Source organism: Phocaeicola paurosaccharolyticus JCM 15092 (genome assembly GCF_000613805.1).
In the GTDB taxonomy this organism is placed as follows: domain Bacteria; phylum Bacteroidota; class Bacteroidia; order Bacteroidales; family Bacteroidaceae; genus Phocaeicola; species Phocaeicola paurosaccharolyticus.
On sequence record NZ_BAJR01000007.1, the window covers coordinates 67,280 to 93,294 of the forward strand.

Below are 26,015 nucleotides of genomic sequence, written 5' to 3' on the forward strand. Positions count from 1 at the left end.
GATTTAACTAATTTTTACAATGGTGCGTAATCTATGTTACGGTTTGGGTGATGTTACAAAGATAAATTTGCATCACAAATATAAGGAAAAAGAAATACAAATTTAAAAATTAAATATCCATGGAAAATAGCATGTTTTGTTATCAGTGCCAAGAGGCAAGTAAAGGAGTTGGTTGTACATTGAAAGGTGTATGCGGAAAAAACAGTTCAACATCAGCTGCAATAGACCTGTTACTATTCGTAGTCAGAGGTGTATCGGTAGTTGCCGACACTCTTAGAAATTGCGGATATGAAGTCGATAACAGTGTCAATATATTTGTTACTGATGCACTATTCTCAACTATAACTAATGCAAACTTTGATGATGAGAGCTTATTAAATAGGGTAAAAAAAGGTTTTGCTATTCGTGAAGAGCTAAAGCAGGTTGCTTTGAAGAACAATATCGAGCTCCCTGGAGTAGATGAAGTTCTTTGGAATGGCGGTGAAGAGAGTTTTATGGATAAGGCTAAGAGTGTAGGTGTACTTCGTGAGAAGAATGAGGACTTACGTTCATTGAAAGAGCTGGTAGTTTATGGTCTTAAGGGTATGGCTGCATATTGCGAACATGCAGCACGTCTTGGATATAATGATGATGAGGTAAATTCATTTATGCAGAGTGCGCTGAATCTGATAACAGTAAATAACCTTGGAGCAGACGAACTGGTAGCTCTTGTGATGAAAACAGGAGAGGTAGGAGTAAAGGTCATGGCGCTATTGGATACAGCAAACACAGAAAAATACGGTAATCCAGAGATAACTAAAGTAAATATTGGTGTAAGTAACAAACCAGGTATCTTGATAAGTGGCCATGACCTTCATGATATTGAAGATTTGTTGAAACAGACTGAGGGAACAGGTGTAGATGTATATACTCATGGCGAGATGTTGCCTGCTCATTACTATCCTGCTTTCAAGAAATACTCTCATTTTGTAGGAAACTATGGTAATGCATGGTGGAAGCAGAGAGAGGAGTTTACAACTTTCAACGGCCCTATAGTATTTACAACAAACTGTATCGTTCCACCACTTAGCAATGCTAGTTACACAGAGCGTATGTTTACAAGCAATTCAACAGGATATCCTGGTTGCAAGCACATTACAGAGGATAAATATGGACATAAAGATTACAGCGAGGTAATTGAGATAGCTAAAAGATGTGCTGCACCACAACAGATTGAAGAGGGTGAGATTATAGGTGGATTCGCTCATAATCAGGTTCTTCAACTAGCTGATAAGGTAGTAGATGCTGTTAAGAGTGGAGCAATAAGAAAATTTATTGTAATGGCTGGTTGTGACGGAAGAATGAAGAGCCGTGATTATTACTCTGAATTTGCAAAAGCTCTTCCACAAGATTGTGTGATACTTACAGCCGGTTGTGCAAAATATAGATATAATAAACTTAGCCTAGGTGATATCAATGGTATTCCACGTGTCTTGGATGCAGGACAGTGTAATGACAGCTACTCACTTGCAGTGATAGCAATGAAATTGAAAGAGGCTTTCCAACTTGAAGATATAAATGAACTTCCAATATCATATAACATCGCTTGGTATGAACAGAAAGCTGTTATCGTATTGTTGGCACTACTCTATCTTGGAGTAAAGAATATTCACCTTGGCCCTACACTTCCAGCGTTCCTTTCACCTGCAGTAGTTAAAGTACTTGTTGAGAATTTCGGAATAGCAGGAATCACAACTGTAGATGAAGATATCAAGAAACTGGCATAATAATTCAAAAAATTAAGAGAGATGGAAAAAGATGTATTGAAACAAATGAATGTAGGAGATATCGTTGCAAAAGATTTCTCTACTGCTAGGGTATTTAAAAAATATGGAATAGACTTTTGTTGTCATGGTGATAACTCTCTTGTTGATGCTTGTGACAAACAGAATATCTCACTAGATAAGGTGATAGCAGATCTTCAAAATTCTGATGTAAAAACAGGAGTAAACATTCCTTTTGAGTCTTGGCCACTGGACCTTTTAATTGACTATGTGCTCAAGATACATCATAGAGGCATACGAAAGAATGGACCTGTGCTAAAGGAACTTCTTGAAAAGGTGAGAGGGGTACATGGTGCAAACCACCCTGAGCTTTTTGAAATATACGACCTGGTATCTGAATCATTGGTAGACCTGGATGCCCATCTTACAAAGGAGGAGGAGGTACTATTCCCATATCTATATGATCTATTCAAATCATATGACAGCAATATGTTTATCGAACCTATGCATTGTGGAACAATAGCAAACCCAATAAGAGTGATGCGCATGGAACATGAGGCTGAAGGTGAAAGATATCTCCATATACGTGAAATAACAAACAATTTCACAGCTCCTGAAGATGGATGTGCAACATATAGATTGATGATGAGTGAATTAGAGAATTTTGTTGATGCACTATTTGAACATATACATATTGAGAATAATATTATATTTCCTGGATTTGAAAAAGTGGAAAGCGAATGTGTTAGATAACTTTACATGAAAAAATAGATTGATTTTTCTTTGGGTCCTTCTCAATTTATATTGAGGAGGACTTCTTTTTTATAACTATGAATTATATACATCCGCCCTTATTCTATCACTTTAGTCATTAATTTAGATGATTTTTTATACTGACTATAAAAAGATGCAGGATAACTTCATTTGTTGTGACTCTCTTTCTAAAAAAGTTTCCTTTATATATCTGTCACCACAAAAGTTTCATTACCAATGTTTTACAGTGACATGAGCCATTTATTGGCGTTAGAGGAGTATTGTCTCCATAATCCATTCATACTATAGTCAAACAACCGTTTGATTATAGGCAGATTAGTTTTTATTACGTAAAAGTCACATTCCAACATGTTTCTCACTGATTCATAGTGTATTATCAGTTGTAATGAGGATGAAAAAAAGGAAAAAATGTTTTGTGAAATAATGAAAATATCATTGAATGGCTACTTTTGTAAAAGTAATATCATAATTATTCAATAAAAAACCATAAATTATCAATTAGCCTTATGAAACGAAAAACATTAAGCCTATTCGCACGTGAGTGCGTATCGCAACTTGAAAAAGAAGGTCGTTATTCCACGGCCCACCTATACCGGAACTCCCTTCGTTCTTATACGGAGTATCTGGGCGGTGGCGAGGTCCTGTTTTCGGACGTTAACCGTGAGAACATCCACTCTTATTTCCGTCACCTGTTGTCCTCGGGCAAGCGTCCCAATACGGTGTCTATTTACCTGCGGATGCTCCGGAGCCTCTACAACCAGGGCGCTGACCTGGGCCTGGCTCCCCATGTGTACCGCCTGTTTCATGACGTGTATACTGGCATCGACACGCGTCACAAGAAAGCTCTGGGCCGTGACGAGCTCTTCCGCCTGCTGTATAAGGATCCTGGAACGGAGACCCTGCGCCGTACGCAGCAGACGGCACGCCTGCTGTACCAGCTTTGCGGGATGCCTTTTGTGGACTTGAGCCATCTCCGCTCTTCTGACATCTCGGAAGGCGTTTTGGAATACCGCCGGATCAAGACAGGTTCGAAGATCAGCGTAAAGATCCTTCCCTCCGCAGTAGAAACAATTTGCGCTTTGGAGACCTTCGGGCGTGAAAATGCCGGTCCGTGGGAAAGGACCCCCTACCTGCTGGCAATACTCAGCGGGAAGAATTCGCGCGGGAGCCGTGCGGAATACGTGGAGTACGGTTCGGCGCTCCGCCGTTTCAACTCGCACCTCCGGGCCCTGGCCGTGAAGGTGGACCTTAAAGGGAACGTTTCGAGCTATACGTTGCGCCATTCGTGGGCCACTGCGGCCAAACGTACCGGGGCGTCCATTGAGAAGATCAGCGAATCCCTTGGTCACCGCTCGATCAGAACCACCCAGATCTACCTGGCCGGGTTCGAGGCTTCGGAACTGGCCGAAGTTAATCGGAAAGCCTGTCTTTATGCGGTAAAACGCGAAAGAAAAGAGTCTGTTACTTCCCAAGTAACGGAAAGAGATCCCTAACAGGATTTAATACAGACTCTTAGGGGGACCGCTTAAGACGATCCCGTTAAAATAAGAGAAAAGATACCGCCTGAAACGGGGATAGAAAAGACTCCGACGTCAGATTGAAAAAACCTTCTGGACATGAAACGCTATGTGGAACTGGATTCGGTCGGAAGGTCGGGAGATCTTGTGTTTAAAATCGGAAAAGTCCATGCATTTGAAGTCTTTTGTTGAAGGGAAAGGATAGACGGGGAGGTATGAAGCCCAAACCGATGTTAAAATGTATTAAAAATGCCAGGCTAATAAAAATATTTGTTATTTTCGTCAAAAAGAAAAAGAGTCTGTTACTTGGAAAGTAACGGAGAAGTAAAGACTAGATAAAGACAGACAGAAAAAGAGAAAAGATAAACCGGAGAAAAAACGAAGAACAAAAAATAAGAATTTTAATAAAAAGAGACAAAAACAAGACAATTTATGAAAATCATGAAAAGAAAGAAAATCAATTTGTACGGCGGGGCAGCCTTAATAACGACCGCACTGCTGCTGAGCTCCTGCATCAAAGACGTGGAGCAGGCCGATCCCGGAAGTGGAACTTCGGACAAGACCCTCACACTTACCATCAACACAGGTAGTACGGCAGAAAATGCCGGGACACGTGTGACGAATATTACTAGTGATCCGAAAGCTGATGACGAAAATAAGCCTGAAGAAAAGATCAACAGGGTTACGGTGGGTGTGTTCGGTTCCGATAATAATGTAAAGATTATTAAGGAATTTACCAGTGAAGCTCTTACGGGAGTGACACATAACACGGCGACCGTGACCTCCGCCTCGCTGGCCTCAGGCGATCAGGTGCTGGTAGCGGTTAACGCACCTTCGGGCAGGTTCAGCGGTGTAACTACAGTAAGCGATTTTGAGTCGAAAACTATGTCAATAGATGAATCTCTGGCAACGTCAGATGGGATCTTAGGTGAGGTTGAAGTACCCGGAAACCTGCCCATGTTCGGTACGGGCAGTATTTCGGACGAATCTGGTCTTAAAGCGACAGTTCTTGTTTATCACCTTGTCTCGAAAATATCGTTGAATTCGCTGAGTGTGGCCTTTGATGCCTACGGAGCCTATAGTGCGGCGACTTTTACCCCTACGGAAGTTTTCTTGCTGAATGTTCCGAATAAGCTTACGGTAAGTCCTGTCGGTTCTGTCGCAACCACCTATACAGGCTATTCTTCTCCTATTGGAACGGTGAGTGATCCGTGGTGTCATGGAGCCATTTCAGATGACGGTATTAATACCACGACCTATTCGTTAAAGGAATATCTTGGTACGGGAACTTTTAATCCTATTGCTACAGCTTTGAACGGTGACGGTACTTCCCCCGCTACGGCTACATGGGGAGGCGCTAACGCTAATAAATTGTTTTTCTATACCATGCCGAACAATAATACAACAAATAATACCCGCTTGGTGATTAAGGGGGACTTTGTTCCGAAGACAGGAGTCCTGTCAACTACCTATTATTATCCTGTAAATATCAATATCGGTGATAATGGATTGGTCGTTGATGGCGGCAATGTCAAAGTTGTGGCACCGAACATCAATTATCAGTTAGGGGTAATCATCAAATCGATCGGTGTAACAGACCCGACAGGGACACTTGACCAGAATAGTGTGTCGGTTACAGCAACAGTGAAGCCTTTTGTTGATGGATCCCAGACTAGCACATTCAACTAAAAACCGTAAAAGAAGGAGCGGCATATGTCAATAAAAAGCGGCGTAAGAGTTTTTTTTCATGGCCTTTTGGTTTTGGTGGCATTCATTGTATCATCATGTACTTCGGACGGACTGACGGAGGAGACGGCGGGGCAGGAAGCCACCGCCACCCTCCGTTTGACGTTCAAGCTGGCGGACGATGCGGTTACTCGCGCCCTGTCGGATAACGAGAATACGGTCAATAACGTGATGATATTGATATTTGACAGCAACGAGCAACTGATCGGCAGCAAGTATGTGTACGGTCTTTCCACCACCACAAGTACAACGGCTACGGTGACCACCCGTGTCGCTGCCGGTTGTACGGTATATGCCATAGCCAATACAGGCAGTGCCTCATATTTCTCGGGAATCAACACCATTGAGGAACTGAATGCGGTATCCACGGCGACACTCTCCGGTGCGGCCGCATTGGGAGAGGGAAATAGTGCCGTCATGGAGGGCAGTACCCCGACTGACATTACGGAAGGCACCAACAGCATTGATGTTCCGATAAAACATCTTTGCAGCAAACTGAACTTTTCTATCGTGCCCTCAAGCGGCATTACGATAACAGGTTACCGGCTGTGTAATGCAGCCTTGGGCAGTTATATCATCGGCAGTCATACTTCTGCCGGCATTACTGTCACTCCTCCGGTCAATAGCAGCGGGGACAGTTACGGAAATTTTGATGCTGTGACCCTCAGCAGTCCCACGGCAGGAACAACGGTTACCCCGCCCGTATATTATGTCTATGAGAATCTGGCAGGGAGCAACAGTAATTGCACAACCGAACAACTGCGAACAGAGGCCAATGCCCCGGCCCATGCGATGTACCTGGAGGTATATGCCAAGACAAGTTCGTGGCATTCCGTCTATTACATCTATCTTGGAGGGATGACCAATGCAAGTACTCCGGTAATGGATCTTTCAAACTTTAATGTTTATAGGAATATGAACTATACCTATACGATAAACATCAACGGCTCCGGACAGAGTGACGCACGGGTAACCTATGTAGCAGATAATACAACACCGGTAAATGGCCAGTTTTTGTTCAGTGACGGTACATGGGGATATTACGACGCCAATAAAACGGTGATTGGTATCATATTTGCGACTTCCACCAGCAGTACGGATCAGGGACATAATTACACTCACGGATATGCCATGGCATTGAAAAATGCAGGACCCAGTAGTACGACATATCAATGGTATACATCAAATGGTGTCAATCCGACCGGTACATACTTTACAGCAGTAAATCAAATCATGGGGGATAAGAATGGTTATACTCATACCGGGAAAATACAGACAACAGGCTATGCGGCGGGCATTGCAGCTACCGGTTATGTAGCGAAAGATAAAAACGAGAATACGGTAATTCCAACGGGCACAAGCGGGTGGTATCTTCCGAGTATAGGTCAATGGTATGATATATGTGTCAATCTCGGAGGAATGGTCACGGCTAGTAGACAGTCTTATACAAAAAGTGATACCGGTTGGCTCCGGTGGTACAGCGAGGATGACAGCTCCGGTAAGGATTATTCCAGTTTGTGTGCTTCAGCCATAAATGTCTATTTGAATGCATTAAGTACAAACGGTTATAATGTGGACTTGTTCACTAACAGTAATGAGTATTATTGGAGTTCTTCGGAGTGTAATAGTTACAGCGCTTACGGCGCGCGCTTCGCTAGCGATGGTGGTATGCTCCTGCACAGCACTAGTAAGACTGGTACTTATAGAGTTCGGCCTGTTGTCGCTTTCTGATCTATTTATCTATTAAAAAAATCAAAACTATAAAGATCCATTTATACCAATTCGAAAAAATAAGAAAAAGCAATGTCATTATCCGAAGAACTACCACTCTATAAAGATACTTTGAATTTACTGAATCTGACTCTGGAAAAAACGAAATCTTATCCTAAATATTATCGATATACTTTAGGAGAAAAAATGATCAATATTAATTTGGATATCTCTCGGAGAAGAAATACCCAGAAACCTTCAGACTTATCAGATTCTATGACGAAGAAGATGATCGAGAATTCACTTTTCTTACAAATGCGAAGCATATCACTGCTAATGATGTTGCCGAACTTTATAAAAAAAGATGGTTGGTCGAGCTGTTCTTCAAATGGCTGAAGCAGCATCTCAAGATAAAGAGATTCTGGGGTACAACCGAGAATGCTGTTAGGATACAGATAAGTGTTGCAATAATCACATATTGCTTGGTAGCCATTGTCCAACACGATATGAAATTAAATCGTTCGACTTATGAGGTCTTACAGATTCTAAGCATATCCTTGACAGACAAAACACACCTAAGTAATCTGTTCGATAAGACTAATTTCAATGATGTCAAAGAGCAACTTGATTCCCTTATTCCGGGATTATTTATTTAATTTTTAATTTGTTCCGATTTTAACGGGACACTAGTGACTGGAAAACTAAAAAAAACTAACTTTACGCCATTATGAAAAACATAAAGAAAGAATCAGTACAGGCGTTAGGTAGGGTAAAATACCTTGTTCCATTTATACTTATTACAAGTTGCTTTGCACTATGGGGATTTGCAAATGACATCACACATCCCATGGTAAAAGCATTTTCGAAGATTTTCAGGATGAGTGTAACCGATGGTGCTCTTATTCAAGTGGCTTTTTATGGTGGCTATTTTGCAATGGCTTTTCCTGCTGCTATGTTCATACGAAAATATAGTTACAAGAGTGGCGTGTTGTTAGGACTTACCCTATATGCTATTGGTGCATTTATGTTTTTTCCGGCAATGAAGTTTGGTAGCTACTATCCATTCCTAATAGCATACTTTGTTCTCACCTGCGGACTCTCTTTCCTCGAGACAAGTTGTAATCCATACATACTCTCTATGGGTAGTGAGGAGACCTCAACACGTAGACTAAACTTTGCTCAATCTTTCAATCCTATGGGCTCGCTGGTTGGTATGTATGTAGCTATGAATTTTATACAGAATCGTCTGAATCCTATGGATACGGTAGGACGTAGCCAACTTTCAGATAGTGAATTCGAGATGATTAAGAATTCTGACCTTTCTGTTTTAATAGGCCCGTATCTGTTAATAGGCATTGTGGCAGTAGCAATGTTCATTATAATCTATTTATCAAAGATGCCGGATAATGGCGATCACTCTGGCAAAATGGACTTTATTCCTACAATAAAACGTATTTTTTCTATAAAGAGATATCGTGAGGGGGTAATCACACAGTTCTTCTATGTAGGAGCACAGATTATGTGCTGGACATTTATCATACAGTATGGTACACGTCTTTTTATGTTACAGGGAATGGGTGAGCAGGCTGCCGAGGTTCTTTCGCAGAGATACAATATCATTGCAATGGTAATATTCTGCTGCAGTCGTTTTATCTGTACATTCCTTCTCCGTTTTGTAAGTCCGGGTATGTTGTTGAGAACACTTGCATCCATAGCCTTCTTCCTGACTCTAGGAGTTATATTCTTCCATAATATTTGGGGAATTTACTCGCTTGTAGCTATCTCTGCATGTATGTCGCTTATGTTCCCTACTATATACGGTATTGCACTACAGGGACTTGGCGATGATGCTAAGTTCGGAGCTGCAGGCCTTATAATGGCTATCTTGGGTGGTTCTGTTCTTCCTCCTTTACAAGCACTTATAATCGATCAAGGAACTATTTTCGGTATGCCGGCTGTGAATCTCTCTTTTATACTTCCATCAGTATGCTTTGTTGTCATAACAATTTATGGTGCAAGGTCATTCAATAGAGAGTCGGCTGCAAAATAAAGGATTACCATTAAAGGTTATCCTTTATTCGTCTTGCGGTATTGATTGGGTGATATTCCCATCAAACGTGTGAATATTCGTGAGAAATAGTATGTATCCTCCATTCCTACTTTGTAGCATATCTGGTTTATTTTCATATCAGTGGTATCAAGTAACATTGTTGCTTTCTCTATTTTAAGAAGATTGAAATAGGCTAGAGGAGAATGTCCTGTTTTCTCTCGGAAAAGAGTGGAATAGTGTGAAACAGAGTAACCTGTATATGATGCAATCTCTCCAAGTGTAAGCTTTTTCTCAATGTTTTCTTTCATATAATGGATGGATTTTTTTATAATATCTGTCTCTGTGTTCTCTACAGATCCTGCTTTCCTGTATTGTTGGATGAATCTTAATGAACCTAGATAATAATGAAAGAGAGAAGATGTATACCGCAGATTATCAATGGTGTATCCTGATTTAAGCGTGCTGAATATCTCTTCGAAAAGGTCTACTCTATAACTTATTCTGGAATCAGATTGTGGAAATACATCTCTTGGATAATCATTAGCCATAGCATATTCTTTCGCTAGATTTCCTTTGAAATGAATCCAATATATTGTCCATGGATTCTTTGAATCAGCTCCATATTCGTGGGCGATTCCTGCAGGTATGATGAAATATTGATTTGACTTTACATCATACTTTGTATTTCCTATCTTAAACCACCCTTTTCCATCCATGCAATATATAAAAACATACTGATTAATAGGACTATTACGCTTTCTGTAGTGCTCTTCTGCTTTAGGATAATAACCTATATCTGTTATATATAGAGATGATGTCAGAGCATCTTCTTCCATCATATTAATAATAATCTGTGGTATGACAAGAGCTCTTTCTCCTGAAAATCCCTCTTTTCTTTTTAGCATAATAGTACTGTTTTTTTAATTCGATGAATATACATCATCTTTTATATAAAATCGTAAAATAATCCATCTTTTTTGTCGGTTTATGCATTTCTCATTTATATTGCACTAATTACTTTTGCAACAAATCATAAGTAGTAATTAATATGAAAAGCATTAATAAAAAATTTCTATTATTCGTTTGTGTGGTCTCTGCCTTAGGGGGATTACTCTTTGGTTACGATTGGGTTGTGATAGGTGGTGCCAAACCATTTTATGAAGTTTACTTCGGTATAACCAACCTTCCTGTAATGCAGGGATTGTGTATGAGTGCAGCTCTGTTAGGTTGCCTTCTTGGTGCTATGGTTGCAGGAATTATGGCAGATAAGTATGGGCGAAAACCTTTATTGATTATATCGGCTATACTTTTTTTAGTCTCTGCAATAGCTACAGGTCTGTTTAATGAGTTTATGTTATTCTGTATAGCCCGTTTTATTGGTGGAGTCGGCATAGGAGTCGCTTCATCACTATCACCAATATATATAGCTGAAATATCTCCTTCCTCAATACGTGGTAAGATGGTATCTATAAATCAGCTGACAATAGTATTAGGTATCTTGGGAGCACAAATTGTTAACTGGCTTATTGCTGATCCCGTTATTCCTGGGGAGGAAATTTTAAATACATGGAATGGACAGATGGGATGGAGATGGATGTTTTGGGCTTGTGCCGTTCCTGCCAGTGCTTTCCTTGTTTTTACCTCTTTTATACCGGAAAGTCCAAGATGGGAGGCTGCTCATGGAAGATAGAGTCTGCCAAAAAAACATTCTTATCAGTAGGTGGTGAAGCATATTCAGAAGAGCAGTTGAAATTGGTTGAAGAATCAGAGAAAAATGAGAAGGAAAAAGATAAAGGAGGATTGGCAATACTCTTCTCACGCAATTACTCACTGGTACTTATCATAGGAATAGTGGTAGCTGTATTCCAACAGTGGTGTGGTACAAATGTCATATTCAATTATGCTCAGGAGATTTTCCAAAGTGCCGGTTATCATGTCGGTGATATACTATTTAACATAGTTATAACGGGAGTAGCAAATGTGATATTTACTATTGTTGCAATATTTACTGTAGATAAATGGGGACGCCGTTCATTAATGCTTTTCGGGGCAATTGGTCTTGCTGTGATTTATTTAATTCTTGGAACCTGTTTTGCAATGGGAGTGACCGGATTCTTTATGGTGATATTGGTTGTTGCAGCTATAGCGTGTTATGCAATGTCACTTGGTCCTGTAACATGGGTGCTATTATCTGAAATATTCCCAAACCGTATTCGTGGTGTGGCGATGGCCGTCTGTACCTTCGCTCTATGGAGCGCCTGCACTATTCTTACTTTCACTTTCCCAATATTAAATAGTGAACTGGGTAGCAGTGGCACATTCTGGATTTACTCGGTGATTTGCTTTTTAGGATTTATTTTCTTCCTGATTAAGTTACCTGAGACAAAAGGAAAGAGCCTTGAAGAGTTAGAGAAAAAGTTGATTAAGAAATAATTATATATTTTATTATGGTTAAAGCTTGGAGAGAGGATGTAGTTATACCTACATATGAGATTGGTAAAGCTGAGAAAAATCCTATTTTTTTAGAGAAACGTGTTTATCAGGGGAGTAGTGGAGCTGTTTATCCTTATCCTGTGGTAGAATCACTTTCGAATGAGAAGGTTGATAAGAAATATAAGGCTATCTATATTGAGAATGAATATATCAAGGTTATGGTACTACCTGAACTTGGAGGAAGAATTCAGATGGCTTACGATAAGATTAAAGAACGTCATTTTATATATTATAATCATGTTATTAAGCCTGCTTTGGTAGGACTTACCGGCCCTTGGATATCAGGAGGTATAGAGTTCAACTGGCCGCAACATCACCGTCCAAGTACATATCTTCCTATTGATTCAACTATAGAGCAGAATCCTGATGGCAGTGTGACAGTGTGGGTAAATGAGATGGAGCGTATGTTCCATCAAAAAGGTATGGCAGGCTTTACTCTTCGTCCGGGGTGTGCTTTTTTGGAGATACGTGGTGTATTGTATAATAGGACTGAGGTTCCTCAGACATTCCTTTGGTGGGCAAATCCGGCAGTATCTGTGAACGACTATTATCAAAGTGTATTTCCACCTGATATAAATGCTGTGTTCGACCATGGGAAAAGAGCTGTAAGTAGTTTCCCTATAGCAACAGGAACATATTACAAGATGGACTATTCATCGGGAGTGGACATCTCTAATTATAAAAATATTAAGGTACCTACAAGCTATATGGCGGTAAACTCACGTTTCAACTTTGAAGGTGGGTATGAAAATGATACTCATGCGGGTATGCTTCACGTAGCTAACCATAATGTCTCACCTGGTAAGAAACAATGGACTTGGGGGAATGGCGATTTTGGACGTGCTTGGGATAGAAATCTTACTGATAGTGATGGACCATATATTGAACTAATGGCCGGAGTATATACAGAAAACCAACCGGACTTTTCTTGGCTTCAGCCTTATGAAGAGAAGAGTTTTGTTCAATACTTTCTTCCTTATCGCGAACTTGGTATCGTTAAAAATGCTACCAAGGATCTGCTTATGAATATTGAACCTGTCGGTAATGGGTCTGTATCTCTTAAGGTATTTGCTACATCTTTGCAGAAAGTAGAGATAACTCTTTGCAATGACAGTGGTGAACTCTATTATAAGAATAATGTAGCTTTATCACCTGAGAATATCCTTAATGAGATAGTAGATGTAAATGGAGCAAAGATGAATGAGATAGCTCTATTGATAACATCTGATGGAAAGGAAATTCTAACCTGGCATGCAGAGAGCGAAGAGGTTAAACCTATTCCTGATGCTGCTGAAGCTGCACTGCTACCACATGAAATAAAAACAACAGAGCAACTTTATCTGACAGGACTTCATCTGGAGCAGTATCGTCATGCTACATATAATCCGGTGGATTATTACGAAGAGGCTTTACGTCGTGATCCAATAGATGTACGCTGTAATAATGCTCTAGGATTATGGTATATACGTAAAGGCCGTTTCAATAAAGCTGAAGGCTATTTGCGTACCGCTGTAAAGACTCTTCAGCAACGTAATCCTAATCCTTATGACGGTGAACCGATATATAATCTAGCTCTTTCATTAAAATACCAGGGTAAGATTGAGGAAGCATATAAATGGTTCTACAAATCATGCTGGAATGCTGCATGGCAAGATGCCGGATATTTTGCTTGTGCTCAGATATCTCTTATGCAGGGACGATTGGCAGATGCACTTGATGAAATAGACCGCTCACTCATAAAGAATTGGCATAACCATAAAGCACGTGCTTTAAAATGTACTATACTTCGAAAGATGCATAAAGATGAAGAGGCACTTAAGCTTATTGATGACTCATTGAAAATAGATATATTCAACTATGGTTGCCGCTACGAAAGATTCCTTATAGAAAATGATGAGAAGGAGATTAATGCTATCATAGAGCTTATGCATGGAGAGCCATTTAACTATGATGAGATTGCTCTTGATTATTGTGCTGCCGGCTGCTGGGAAGAGGCTGTCTCTTTGTGGAATGTTGCAATAGAGAGAGGAGCAGTCACACCAATGACATTATACTATCAGGGATGGGCCATGGTAATGGGAGGTCTTGAAGGTAGTGAAACCGTATTTGATAAAGCTGCAAAGTATAATTCAGACTATTGTTTTCCAAATCGTCTTGAGGCTATTCTTTCATTAAGATTAGCAATGAATATAAATCCTGATGATGCAAAAGCTCCATACTATTTAGGCAATCTTTATTATGATAAGCGTCAGTATGACATTGCAATAGAGCTCTGGAACATATCTGCTAAGAAAGATGCATCTTTTCCTACTGTATGGAGGAATCTTGCACTTGCTACATTCAATAAACTTGATGATGCTAAAAAGGCGAAAGAGTATATTCAACGTGCTTTCCTTTTGGATAAGAGTGATGCCAGATTGTTTATGGAGTACGATCAGTTACTCAAGAGACTTCGTACACCTCATGAAGAGAGGTTCAGAAACTTTATGGAATATGAATATCTTATTGAACAACGTGACGACCTCGTCTTGGAGAAAATTACACTTTTGAATCAACTGGGACGTTACAATGAAGCTAAAGAGCTGCTTGATTCACATATATTCCATCCATGGGAAGGTGGTGAAGGTAAAGTTTCAGGGCAATATCAATATTCTCGTGTTGAATTGGCTAAAATTGCTCTAAAGGAGAAAAGATATGAGGATGCTTTGGCTTTATTATCTGAATGTCTTGATTATCCGGAACATTTGGGAGAGGGCAAATTGCATGGCGCTCAGGAAAATGATTTCTATTATCTGATGGGCTGTGCATATGATGCTTTAGGAGATAAAGAAAGGGCAAGGGCAAGTTGGGAAAAAGCTATTCCGGGACCTACTGAACCTGCTGCAGCTTTATACTATAATGATGCAAAACCTGATAAGATATTCTATCAGGGAATGGCTCTGCTTAGATTAGGAAGGGGGGATGAGGCAAAAGGTCGTTTCTATGCTCTTGTTAATTATGGTGAGAAACATATCTTTGATGAGGTCAAGATGGACTACTTTGCTGTATCGCTTCCTGATTTGCTGATATGGGAGGATGACCTGAATGAACGTAATATTGTACATTGTAAGTATATGATGGCTTTGGGTTTTGAGGGACTTAATAATCATGGAAAGGCTTTGTCACTTTTGGATGAGATAGAGAAAAAGGATTGTAATCATCAAGGAATTGCTGCTTTTAGAAGTTTTATGGATAATAAATTATAAATTGTACCCTATGAGGAGTGAAATAAAATATATACTGTTTTCTATATTGTCCATGTTCGTATTGAGCATGGATGCACAACAAATTATCGATTTAAGCGGTCGCTGGGATGTTAAACTTGATAGTCTGAATCAAGAAGGATCAATTATGCTTCCAGGAACGACTGATGATGCCGGATTTGGTATAGCCAATACACTTACTCCCAAGATGGAAAAGCCACAGCTTCTTCATCTTACACGGAAACACTTTTTTGTAGGAGTTGCAACCTATTCGCGGGAGATAGAAATACCAAAGAGTATGGCAGGTAAATCGTTAGAATTGCTGTTGGAACGTGTGCTGTGGAGAAGCAGGCTGTTTATTGATGGTAAAGAGAATGCTTTTTACCAGAAAAGTCTTGTTACACCACATAGATATTTCTTGACAGAAGGTTTGAGTGCAGGAAAACATAAGATTGGGATTGTTGTAGATAATCATCGTCAGCATGATATCTCTTTCAATAATTTGGCACATGCTTATACTAACGATACTCAGGTTATGTGGAATGGTATATTAGGAAAGATGCAATTGCGTGCTTTACCTTCTGTAGAGATAAGTAGGGTAGAGGTATATCCTGACGTAGAGAATAAGAAGGTACGTGTAGTTACTCTACTTAAAAAGGAGGAGAAAGGTAATCTTTCGGGAGAGTTGTCGCTTAATATACCTTCCCTTAAAATTGTCTCCAATGTACAAAAACTTAATATCTCGCAGGATAATGTCACTGTAGAGAGTGTACTTTCAATGGGTAATGATTTTGAACTATGGAGCGAGTTTAATCCTAAGTTATATAATCTTGATGTTACCTTCAAAGGTAAGAAAGCCTATTCTTCAAAGAGCGTGACCTTTGGTATGAGAAGGATTGATAACAGAGATGGTGTGTTGAATATAAACGGCAACAGAATTTTCCTTCGTGGAACGCTGGAATGTTGTATTTTCCCTTTAAAAGGTACTCCTCCAACATCAGAAAAGGAGTGGGAAAAGGTATTTACCACTGCTAAAAGCTGGGGCTTAAACCATCTTCGATTTCACTCTTGGTGCCCTCCTGAAGCTGCTTTTGCTGTAGCAGATAAGATGGGTTTCTATCTACAGGTGGAACTTCCTCTTTGGTCATTACGTGTAGGCAAGGATAATGCAACGAACAGATTCTTATATAAAGAGTTCGATAATATTATAGAGAATTATGGAAACCATCCATCGTTCTGCTTATTGAGTGTAGGTAATGAACTACAACCTGACTTCGACTTATTGAATAACTTTGTTGCATACATGAAGGAGAGAGATTCACGTCATCTTTATACAACAACGACTTTTACATTTGAAAAAGGGCATGGTGACAATCCTGAACCTCAAGATCAATTCTTTGTATCACAATGGACAGATAAGGGATGGATCAGGGGACAAGGTGTATTCGACAGCGAGACACCCTCATTCAACAAAGACTATACTAAGGCAGCATGTGGGTATGGTGTGCCTGTCATTTCACATGAAATAGGACAGTATGCTGTTTATCCAAACCTAAAAGAGATAAGTAAATATACAGGTACATTAGATCCACTCAATTTCAAGGCTATTCGTGATGACCTTACAAATAAAGGTTTGATTGATAAAGCTGAAACTTACTTGAAGGTTACAGGGAAACTGGCTTTCCGACTCTATAAAGAGGAGATTGAGAGAGCTATGAAGACTCCATGTTTCAGTGGTTTCCAATTACTTGGGCTTCAGGATTTTTCAGGACAGGGTACCGCATTAGTCGGCTTGGTTGATGCCTTTTGGGATAATAAGGGAATTGTAAAAGAGGAGGAGTTCAGACAGTTCTGTTCACCTGTTGTTCCATTGGCTCGATTTGAAAAAGCTGTATATAGTGGAGATGAGATATTTCAGGCTGAGATAGATATTGCAAATTTCTCAGACAAATCATTAGATAATCATGTATTGTGGAGATTGAAGGATGACAAAGATAATATTGTAACACAAGGACGATTCTCTGATATTCTACTACCATGTGGTAAAACGACTGGATTAGGCAGGATATCGTATGACTTGAATAAAATTAAAGAGGCAGAAAAACTTACTCTTGATGTCATTGTAGAAAATAGCGAATGGAAGAATAGTTGGTCTATATGGGTATATCCTAAAGTAGATACAATTAATTATGGGAATGTAGTAGTCACTAAAAATATAGAAGAGGCAAAGAAAGCTTTAGCTAAAGGTAAAAAAGTACTTTACTCACCTGACTCTGCTCAAGTAAAAGGCATAGAGGGTAAGTTCGTTCCTGTATTCTGGAGCCCTGTTCATTTTCCTAAGCAGGCTGGTACCATGGGACTTCTGTGCCATGATATGCATCCCGCATTGAAAGGATTTCCTACTGATGACAGTACAGATTGGCAATGGTGGAATCTGACTAAACAGTCTAAAGTGATAGTTACCGATTCTATTGAATCTCAGATAGAGCCTATAGTTGAGGTGGTAGATAATTTTACCAACAACCGTCGTCTGTCAACACTTTTCCAGGCACGTTGTAACTGTGGGAAGATTGTTGTTTGCTCAATGGATATATTATCAAACTGCAGAAATAGACCGGAAGTAAGGCAACTTCTGATATCTCTATTGAAGTATATGAATAGTGATGAATTTAATCCGGAAAGAGAAATAAAAATATCTTCGTTAAACTCTTTTACTCAATAGTCCTCATTTCTTTGTTATAGCACAATTTTGTACTACTTTTGTGCTATAACAAAGAACTACTATGGCATTGGAACCCAAACAACTCTCTCTTGAGTTCATTGAAGATACATACGATAGCAATAATGACCTTGATGAAAAGAGGAAAATTGTTGTAATGAAGATAGATAGAGAGATCGATCTACAGATAGAGGAGTTGCGAAATGTTTTCCAAATACGTAAGAATGAGCTTGATGCAATTCATCGTAAGATGGAGGCTACGATGATGAAGGAAGATGAGTTCCTCCTTTTCGGTAATAGAGAGGGAACACTTGACCTGTTTCCTACAGAGAGATGTGATTTCTCAATGTCTAATATTAAAAGAATCGAATCTCCTATTTTGATGGAGATGGAGAAAATAAATAAAGAGATTGAGGAATTGAAGAATAATCGCGAGATACTTATTAAGAGGGAACTTGATCTGCTAAGTTCACAAAAAAGCCTCTTTGATTTATGATATAGTATCTGTTATTATATTATAAAACCTCCTTATAGAGCCTTTAACAAAATCAAATTTCATAAATAAAAGGAATAATATTGAACCTATTTCACTATTTCATACTAATTTTGTTATTCTTCGAAAAAACAGATAACAGATATGAAAAAAGAGATACCAATATTGTTGTTAACAGGCTACCTGGGTAGTGGTAAGACTACTTTAGTAAATAATATACTCAAGAATCGTAAAGGTATTAAGTTTGCAGTAATTGTAAACGATATAGGTGAAGTCAACATAGATGCTGAACTTATTCAGAGAGGTGGAGTGGTAGGTAAAAAAGATGATAGCCTTGTTGCTCTGCAGAACGGATGTATATGCTGTACATTGAAGATGGATTTAGTAAATCAGGTAGGTGAGATAACCTCTACAGGGAAGTTTGACTATATTGTCATCGAAGCAAGTGGAATATGTGAACCGGAACCTATAGCACAGACATTGTGCTATCTTCCTAATATGGATGAGGAACTAATAAAGAATGGTACTCCACGTCTTGATTGTATTACTACAGTAGTTGATGCTCTTCGCCTTCAGAGTGAGTTTGATTGCGGAAAAGAACTTACACGAAAGGATATTGATGAGGAGGATATAGAGAATCTTATCATCCAGCAGATAGAGTTCTGTAATATAATCCTGTTGAATAAAGTATCGGAGGTCTCTACTCAGGAACTTGCACGAATTAAAGAGATTATTCGTGCTCTTCAGCCTACAGCAAAGATTATTGAGTGCAACTATGCAGATATAGAACTTGATAATATAATCAATACTAATCTGTTCGCATTCGAGAGGGTAGCAACATCTGCCGGATGGGTACGTGAGATAGAACGTGGAGCTACAGAGAAAGAGGAGTATGAGGCTCTGCATCCATCAGAACATCATCACGAACATTATCATGAACATGACCACCATCACTATGAACATGACGATGAAGAAGAGCATGATCATGTATGTGATGAACATTGTCACCATCATCATCACCATAACAACGAAGGGGGAGAGGTTGAAGAGTATGGTATACAGACATTCGTATATTACCGTCGTCCTGCATTCGATATACATAAGTTCGATAGATTTGTCAGCACTAAATGGCCTAAGAATATAATTCGTGCCAAAGGTGTATGTTACTTTAACTCTAACCATGACATGTCTTATCTTTTTGAACAAGCCGGAATACAGAAAAAGATTAAAGAGGCCGGTCTCTGGTATGCTACTGCACCTGAGGAGGAGCTGATACATATCATGCAGAGAGAGCCGGAACTAATGCGCGATTGGAATGAACAGTATGGCGACCGTATGCAGAAGATAGTATTTATAGGGCAGAATCTTGATAAAGAGCAGCTCATACACGATTTGGATGAGTGCCTGGAGAAGTAGAAAATGTTTGCACTTATAGATTGCGATAGTTGTTTCTGTTCGTGTGAAAGAGTATTCGATCCATCACTTGAAGGGAAACCCGTTGTTGTTCTAAGCAACAATGATGGATGTGTTGTGGCAAGAAGTAAAGAGGCTAAAGCTCTCGGGATAAAGGAGTGTATGCCTTTTTATCAACTTGCCGAACAGTTCCCTGGAGTGAAGATTGAGGCAAGAAGTTCAAACTATACTCTCTATGGCGATATATCTGCCCGAGTAATGTCTATAATACGTGACTCTGCTCTCGAAGTAGAGGTCTACTCCATTGATGAGGCTTTTTGTAACCTGCAAGGCATGGATCATATGGATCTGAAGAAATGGGGAGAGGAGTTGGCTGCAAAGATAAAGAAATGGGTAGGTATGCCTGTTAGTATAGGGATAGCTCCAACAAAGACTTTGGCAAAGTTAGCCGGAAGGTTTGCAAAGAATTATCCTGCATATAATAAATGCTGTCTTATTGATAGTGAAGATAAGAGGATAAAATCTCTATCAATATCTCCTGTATCAGATGTATGGGGAATAGGACATAGGTTTGCAAAAAAATTAAACTACTACGGCATAAATACAGCTCTTGAGCTTTCTAAAAGAAGCGAGGGATGGGTAAGGAAGGAACTGACAGTTGTAGGTCTCCGTACGTGGAAAGAGTTGAATGGAATTAGTTGCATCTCATCCGACAATATGGAGAGTAAGAAGTCTATCTGTACAAGTAGAAGCTTTCCCGGAACAGTAACAGATAGAGATGAGATTCTTACGCATGTAGCCAACCATGCAGCACGTTGTGCATCTAAGTTGAGGAGACAGAAGAGTGCCGCATCTATACTTACGCTCTTTATCGCAACTAATCATCAACGTACTGATCTGCCGCAATATAGTAAATCTATAAACATAACTTTGCCTGCTCCATCAAACAGCGCTCATGAACTTATATTGGCTGTACATAAAGCACTTGATGTTATATTCATAGAGGGATATAAATATAAGAGGGCAGGTGTAATAGTCTCAGGAATCTGCTCGGCTGACGCTATTCAACAGGATTTTTTCGATATCTCTCCTGAACTTAAGGAACGTTATCGCAAGATATCTAAGGTTATAGATTCTGTAAATCGTAAGAATGGTGATGATACCCTTATAATTGCAAGGCAGCAATACAGTGCAGATACTGTAACAGGTAAGGCTTCAAAATTTAAGAATGTAATAAAGCATGAGTATCGTTCCCCATGCTATAGCACAAATCTAAATGATATAATAAGGGTGAAGTGATTATAATCTTTTCACCCTTTTCTTTATTGTGTAAATCACAACTCCCCAGATAATAAAGTTATTGTCTTTAGTAATCTTTATGCGGTCGTACTCTTTATTGGCCGGTACAAGCCATACTACTCCCGACTCCTTCATCGACAGATCAAGATATTTCAATGTGAACTCACCATCAAGATAACCTACTACCATGTCACCGTTTTGTGCCTCCAGTGATTTATCTATTACTAAGATATCTCCCTCTTCAATTCCGGCATCAATCATGCTATTTCCTATTACTTTGCCATAGAATGTTGCAGCAGGGTGATCAATAAGTTCTTTATTCAAATCCAGGGACTCTTCCAGATAATCTTGGGCAGGGGAAGGAAATCCGGCCCTTATGCCTGCGTCTGCAAATGGTATTGATAGGCTTTGACTAAAGTCCGCAGAAAATAATTTTACTTCATTCATCATTATTAGGCGTTTTATAGCATGATTTTAATTAACTATGTAAAAGTAATAAAAAAAACGATTCCAGAAGTGAAAGTTCTCAATTTGTAAGAAAAGTTTATTGTATAAAAGAGAGATGTAACATATTTAGAAATTGTTGTAACGAAACTATAATTATAATAATATATAATTAAGTTACTTTACAAAACATACTTTGTAAACCGTTCTTGAATACATTTTTTTTATGAAAAAACACTCTCTGGTATCTTTAGCATTTTGGGCCCTGACGTCTTTATGTTACGGTCAAGGTTTTGTAAATCCTGTTCTTCCTGGATTTCATGCCGATCCAAGTGTATGCCGCGCAGGAGAAGACTTCTATCTTGTGAACAGCACTTTCCAATATTTCCCTGGTGTTCCGGTATATCATAGTAAGGACCTTATCAATTGGGAACAGATAGGTGCATGTCTTACACGTCCTTCTCAGGTTGACCTGGAACATACAGATGAGAACTCAGGAATTTATGCACCTACAATACGTTATCATGAAGGACATTTTTATATGATAACTACTCTTTTTCCCTCCAGAAAGCATTTCTATGTCTACACAGATGACCCTGCAGGGGAGTGGTCGGAACCTATTGAGATAGAGTTTACTCGTGGAAGTTGTGACCCCACTCTCTTCTTCGATGAGGGGCGGTGTTATTTCCTTTGGAAAGATGTATATATTAAGATTTGTGAGATAGATGTCAAGACAGGTAAGCAGTTATCACCAATAAAAAGATTATGGTCAGGTGAAGGGGGACGTTATCCCGAAGGACCACATATCTATAAGAAGGACGGCTACTATTATCTTATGCTTGCAGAGGGAGGAACAGAGCATGGACATCATGTAAATATTGCAAGAAGCCGTTTCCTTGAGGGCCCATATGAACCTAATCCTTCAAATCCTATACTCTCACACTTTTCAGGAGAGATGCAGAATAGTGAGATACAGGGTTTGGGACATGCCGACCTTATTCAGGCTCCTGACAGTACATGGTGGATGATATGCCTCGGATATAGAACAAGTGGTTACCTGCAACATGTAATGGGTAGAGAAACTTTCCTGGCCCCAGTCAGATGGGATGATAATGCGTGGCCTGTGGTAAATGGTAATGGAACTATTCAGATAGATATGAAGTGTAAGACTCTTCCACAGGTTAAGTTGGCTGAGGAGAAGAAGAGAGTGGATTTTGATGAAGAGTCTTTGCCGCTTTATTGGAGCTATCTATGTAATCCACATAAGGAGAACTACTCTTTTAAAGAGAAGGATGGTTTCTTCAGCATGAGAGCTACATCAATAAATATTGATGAAATCGATTCACCCACATTCATTGGACGTCGTCAGACTCAGAAAGTCTTTACGGCAACAACCGTTCTTGATATGAGTAACTTGAAAGATGGTGATGAGGCAGGAATAACTGCTTATGCTTCGCACCATAATCACTATGATGTAGTTGTGATAAAGAATGGTGGAAAATATATTGTGAAAGGTAGAATAAGGATTGGCAACATGAATCATATTGAAAAGGAGATACTTGCTAATGGAAAGAATCTCTTTCTAAGAATAAATAGTGATGGTAATGATTACATTCTCTCTTTCTCTACAGATAATAAGAGTTATACAGAATTGGCTCGTCAGGGATATCGTTATCTCAGTACCGAGACTATAGGTGGATTTACCGGCGTTCACCTTGCCCTCTTTGCTCAGTCACAGAATAAGATTGGCGGATGGGCACATTTTGGCTGGTTTTATTATGATGATAAAAAATAATTATTACTTAGTATGAATAAATTTATAATTGCATTAGTCTCCATATTCCTATTTACTTCGGAAATAGTAAATGCTGCAGACCAGTTTGTATCTTTCTCTTTAGATAAAGATGGTATGATTCTGACATCAAAGGATCTTAATAACTTTAAAATTTACTGTGATGAATCAGACCATGAAGGTGTGCTTATGGCGATGGATAACCTTAGAAATGATATATTCAAGGTAACAGGTAATAAGCCTGATGTATCTGGTGAGATAGATAAAAGTGTAAAGATTATTGTTGGGTCATTAGACAAAAGCTGCATTATAAACCGACTTGTTAAGAGTGGTAAGATTGATGCTAAACTTCTTAAGGGTAAAAATGAGAAGTTTATAATCACAACATTAAAAAGCCCTGTAAAAGGTATAGATGGTGATGTTGTTGTAATAGCCGGAAGCGATAAGCGTGGTACAATTTATGGTATTTACGAGATGTCACGTCAGATAGGAGTATCGCCATGGTATTGGTGGGCTGACGTGCCTGTCGAAAAAAGAGATACCATAACAATAAAAAGAGGTATATATACAGATGGTGAACCTAAAGTAAAATATCGTGGCATATTCATTAATGATGAGTGGCCATGCATGGGAGGATGGGCAACAGAGAAATTCGGCGGGTTCAACTCTAAGATGTATGTTCATATGTATGAACTCCTTCTACGTCTTAAAGCTAATTTTATGTGGCCGGCAATGTGGAGTGCAGCATTCTATGCTGATGATCCGCAAAATAGCGTTTTAGCTGATAAGATGGGCATTATAATCGGTACGTCTCATCATGAACCTATGGCACGCAACCATCAGGAATATGCCCGTAACAGAAAAAAATATGGTGAATGGAATTACCAGACTAATAAGGAGGGGGTAGAACGCTTCTTCCGTGAGGGGATAGAACGTATAGGCAATAAAGAAGAGGTGGTGACTATAGCAATGCGTGGCGATGGTGATGCTCCAATGGGTGATGATACAGACACTCGTCTTCTGGAAAATATAATAACAGCACAGAGAGATATCATTAAGAAGATAACCGGGAAAGATCCATCTAAGACACCTCAGGTATGGGCCCTTTATAGCGAAGTCTTGGAATATTTTGATAAAGGAATGAAGATTCCTGATGATGTGATGGTATTGCTGTGTGATGATAACTGGGGAGATGTGCGTCGTCTACCCGATTTAAAATCCAAGATACATCCCGGGGGATATGGAATGTACTATCATGTTGACTTGCATGGTGCACCACGTGCATATCAGTGGCTTAACATGACGCAGATACAGCATATGTGGGAACAGCTGTATCTCACATACAGCTATGGAGTAGATAAGATGTGGATTCTTAATGTAGGCGACTTAAAACCTAATGAATTTCCAACTGACTTCTTTCTGAAAATGGCTTGGAATCCAGAGAAATATAGAGCAGATAATCTTATGGATTATACAATAGACTTCTGTCGTGAACAGTTTGGTGAGAAGGAGTCTTATGAAGCTGCAAGAATACTTGACCTATATTGCAAATATGCATCAAGAGTGACAGCAGAGATGCTTGACGACAAAACATACAATCTTATATCCGGTGAATTTAAGGGTGTAGCAGATGAATTCTTAGCTCTTGAGGCTCATGCAGTACGTCAGTACAACTCTTTGCCTGAAGAAAAGAGGGCTGCTTATATGGAACTTATTCTTCATCCTGTTCAGGCAATGGCCAATCTTTATGAGATGTATTATTCGGTTGCAATGAACAGAAATCTTGCAAAGAATATGGATGCAAATGCAAATTATTGGGCCGATAGAGTGGAATATTGTTTTAACCGTGACTCTCTTCTCTCTTGGGAATATAACCACAAACTGATGGATGGCAAGTGGAATCATATAATGGATCAGACTCATATAGGTTACAGAAGTTGGGATGAGCCAAAAGAGGGGAACATCATGCCAAAAGTTATCAGGATAGACAAGTCTGCAAATGATGGAGGATATATATTTAATTCAAAAGATGGATATGTAGTTATGGAGGCTGAGCACTATTCTAAAGCTCTATCTAACGATAAGAGTAAGTGGACTGTAATACCTGGATTGGGGCGTACTCTTTCTGGAATATCACTAATGCCATATACAGAAGAGTTAAAAGGGGCCTCTTTGACATATAAGATTAAATTAAATAGTACTTTTAAAGATGTGCGTGTAAGAGTGATATTGGACAGTACACTCCCTTTTATAAAGGGCGGACATAGTTTCTCAATCTCTATAGATAATGATAAAGAGACAGTTGTAAACTATAACTCAGAAATGACTTGGAAAAACTGCTATTCAAAGATGTATCCGGCAGGAGCAGCAAGAGTTATCGATAGTGATATACTGTTCAATGATGTAAACTTGCAAGAGGGTGAGCATACACTTACTATAACTCCGTTATCTCCGGCAATAGTGCTGCATAAGTTTATCATTGACGGTGGTAAAGGGGAGTGGGGACGCCTTAACTTACAAGAGAGCTCATATCAACGTAATATAGGAAACAGATAAACAT

15 protein-coding genes and 2 pseudogenes are annotated in these 26,015 nt (G+C 39.3%); 15 read left to right on the top strand and 2 right to left on the bottom strand.

Annotation, left to right across the window (positions count from 1 at the left end; genetic code table 11):
• Positions 1 to 119: 119 nt before the first annotated feature.
• The 7 genes and pseudogenes from hcp to fucP all read left to right on the top strand — a co-directional run bounded on the left by hcp (position 120) and on the right by fucP (position 9,560).
• Entirely contained in the window at positions 120 to 1,766 is a 1,647-nt protein-coding gene (gene hcp, locus JCM15092_RS05205; RefSeq protein WP_024993734.1) for a hydroxylamine reductase, read from the top strand.
• A gap of 21 nt (positions 1,767 to 1,787) precedes the next feature.
• Complete coding sequence (gene ric / locus JCM15092_RS05210; RefSeq protein WP_024993735.1) at positions 1,788 to 2,516, top strand: iron-sulfur cluster repair di-iron protein; 729 nt, start codon at positions 1,788 to 1,790, stop codon at positions 2,514 to 2,516.
• Positions 2,517 to 3,043: 527 nt separating this feature from the next.
• Entirely contained in the window at positions 3,044 to 4,030 is a 987-nt protein-coding gene (locus tag JCM15092_RS16820) for a tyrosine-type recombinase/integrase (RefSeq protein WP_084488455.1), read from the top strand.
• Between the two features lie 456 nt (positions 4,031 to 4,486).
• Complete coding sequence (locus tag JCM15092_RS05225; protein WP_024993737.1) at positions 4,487 to 5,743, top strand: fimbrial protein; 1,257 nt, start codon at positions 4,487 to 4,489, stop codon at positions 5,741 to 5,743.
• 24 nt (positions 5,744 to 5,767) lie between these two features.
• Complete coding sequence (locus JCM15092_RS18050) at positions 5,768 to 7,531, top strand: DUF4906 domain-containing protein (protein ID WP_034541577.1); 1,764 nt, start codon at positions 5,768 to 5,770, stop codon at positions 7,529 to 7,531.
• 203 nt (positions 7,532 to 7,734) lie between these two features.
• A pseudogene (locus JCM15092_RS15045) lies at positions 7,735 to 8,166 on the top strand (IS4 family transposase); the annotation flags it as partial.
• A gap of 71 nt (positions 8,167 to 8,237) precedes the next feature.
• Entirely contained in the window at positions 8,238 to 9,560 is a 1,323-nt protein-coding gene (gene fucP / locus JCM15092_RS05240; protein WP_024993740.1) for an L-fucose:H+ symporter permease, read from the top strand.
• A gap of 17 nt (positions 9,561 to 9,577) precedes the next feature.
• Here the strand turns inward: fucP and JCM15092_RS05245 are convergent, their stop codons facing one another.
• Positions 9,578 to 10,465 (bottom strand): AraC family transcriptional regulator, encoded by an 888-nt coding sequence (locus tag JCM15092_RS05245; RefSeq protein ID WP_024993741.1) that lies wholly within the window; start codon positions 10,463 to 10,465, stop codon positions 9,578 to 9,580.
• A gap of 143 nt (positions 10,466 to 10,608) precedes the next feature.
• Here JCM15092_RS05245 and JCM15092_RS15050 point away from each other — a divergent pair.
• The 6 genes and pseudogenes from JCM15092_RS15050 (at position 10,609) to JCM15092_RS05275 (ending at position 21,219) form a co-directional block, all read left to right on the top strand.
• Positions 10,609 to 11,993, top strand: a pseudogene (locus JCM15092_RS15050) (sugar porter family MFS transporter).
• A 14-nt stretch (positions 11,994 to 12,007) separates the two neighbouring features.
• A complete protein-coding gene (locus JCM15092_RS05255) occupies positions 12,008 to 15,298 on the top strand; it encodes a DUF5107 domain-containing protein (RefSeq protein ID WP_024993742.1) in 3,291 nt (1,096 codons plus the stop codon).
• A 10-nt stretch (positions 15,299 to 15,308) separates the two neighbouring features.
• The gene (locus tag JCM15092_RS05260) at positions 15,309 to 18,017 is read left to right on the top strand and encodes a DUF8487 domain-containing protein (protein ID WP_024993743.1); all 2,709 of its coding nucleotides are present in this window, start codon (positions 15,309 to 15,311) and stop codon (positions 18,015 to 18,017) included.
• A gap of 61 nt (positions 18,018 to 18,078) precedes the next feature.
• Positions 18,079 to 18,510, top strand: a complete 432-nt coding sequence (locus JCM15092_RS05265) for a hypothetical protein (RefSeq protein WP_024993744.1) — start codon at positions 18,079 to 18,081, stop codon at positions 18,508 to 18,510.
• Between the two features lie 141 nt (positions 18,511 to 18,651).
• On the top strand, positions 18,652 to 19,923 hold the full coding sequence (locus JCM15092_RS05270) for a GTP-binding protein (RefSeq protein ID WP_024993745.1): 1,272 nt from the start codon (positions 18,652 to 18,654) through the stop codon (positions 19,921 to 19,923).
• 3 nt (positions 19,924 to 19,926) lie between these two features.
• Positions 19,927 to 21,219: a Y-family DNA polymerase gene (locus JCM15092_RS05275; protein WP_024993746.1), complete on the top strand. Its 1,293-nt coding sequence runs from the start codon at positions 19,927 to 19,929 to the stop codon at positions 21,217 to 21,219.
• Here JCM15092_RS05275 and JCM15092_RS05280 read toward each other — a convergent pair whose 3' ends face one another.
• Positions 21,220 to 21,669 carry a LexA family protein gene (locus tag JCM15092_RS05280; RefSeq protein WP_024993747.1) on the bottom strand — a complete coding sequence of 150 codons (450 nt, stop codon included), beginning with the start codon at positions 21,667 to 21,669 and terminating at the stop codon, positions 21,220 to 21,222.
• 220 nt (positions 21,670 to 21,889) lie between these two features.
• Between JCM15092_RS05280 and JCM15092_RS05285 the strand changes: the two genes are divergently transcribed.
• Positions 21,890 to 23,458 (top strand): glycoside hydrolase family 43 protein, encoded by a 1,569-nt coding sequence (locus tag JCM15092_RS05285; RefSeq protein ID WP_024993748.1) that lies wholly within the window; start codon positions 21,890 to 21,892, stop codon positions 23,456 to 23,458.
• Between the two features lie 12 nt (positions 23,459 to 23,470).
• Positions 23,471 to 26,011 carry a glycosyl hydrolase 115 family protein gene (locus tag JCM15092_RS05290; RefSeq protein WP_024993749.1) on the top strand — a complete coding sequence of 847 codons (2,541 nt, stop codon included), beginning with the start codon at positions 23,471 to 23,473 and terminating at the stop codon, positions 26,009 to 26,011.
• Positions 26,012 to 26,015: the final 4 nt, after the last annotated feature.

Coding starts and splice junctions, on each gene's coding strand:
- hcp (WP_024993734.1), top strand. CDS start 120: ATGGAAAATAGCATGTTTTGTTATCAGTGCCAAGAGGCAAGTAAAGGA.
- ric (WP_024993735.1), top strand. CDS start 1,788: ATGGAAAAAGATGTATTGAAACAAATGAATGTAGGAGATATCGTTGCA.
- JCM15092_RS16820 (WP_084488455.1), top strand. CDS start 3,044: ATGAAACGAAAAACATTAAGCCTATTCGCACGTGAGTGCGTATCGCAA.
- JCM15092_RS05225 (WP_024993737.1), top strand. CDS start 4,487: ATGAAAATCATGAAAAGAAAGAAAATCAATTTGTACGGCGGGGCAGCC.
- JCM15092_RS18050 (WP_034541577.1), top strand. CDS start 5,768: ATGTCAATAAAAAGCGGCGTAAGAGTTTTTTTTCATGGCCTTTTGGTT.
- fucP (WP_024993740.1), top strand. CDS start 8,238: ATGAAAAACATAAAGAAAGAATCAGTACAGGCGTTAGGTAGGGTAAAA.
- JCM15092_RS05245 (WP_024993741.1), bottom strand. CDS start 10,465: ATGCTAAAAAGAAAAGAGGGATTTTCAGGAGAAAGAGCTCTTGTCATA.
- JCM15092_RS05255 (WP_024993742.1), top strand. CDS start 12,008: ATGGTTAAAGCTTGGAGAGAGGATGTAGTTATACCTACATATGAGATT.
- JCM15092_RS05260 (WP_024993743.1), top strand. CDS start 15,309: ATGAGGAGTGAAATAAAATATATACTGTTTTCTATATTGTCCATGTTC.
- JCM15092_RS05265 (WP_024993744.1), top strand. CDS start 18,079: ATGGCATTGGAACCCAAACAACTCTCTCTTGAGTTCATTGAAGATACA.
- JCM15092_RS05270 (WP_024993745.1), top strand. CDS start 18,652: ATGAAAAAAGAGATACCAATATTGTTGTTAACAGGCTACCTGGGTAGT.
- JCM15092_RS05275 (WP_024993746.1), top strand. CDS start 19,927: ATGTTTGCACTTATAGATTGCGATAGTTGTTTCTGTTCGTGTGAAAGA.
- JCM15092_RS05280 (WP_024993747.1), bottom strand. CDS start 21,669: ATGATGAATGAAGTAAAATTATTTTCTGCGGACTTTAGTCAAAGCCTA.
- JCM15092_RS05285 (WP_024993748.1), top strand. CDS start 21,890: ATGAAAAAACACTCTCTGGTATCTTTAGCATTTTGGGCCCTGACGTCT.
- JCM15092_RS05290 (WP_024993749.1), top strand. CDS start 23,471: ATGAATAAATTTATAATTGCATTAGTCTCCATATTCCTATTTACTTCG.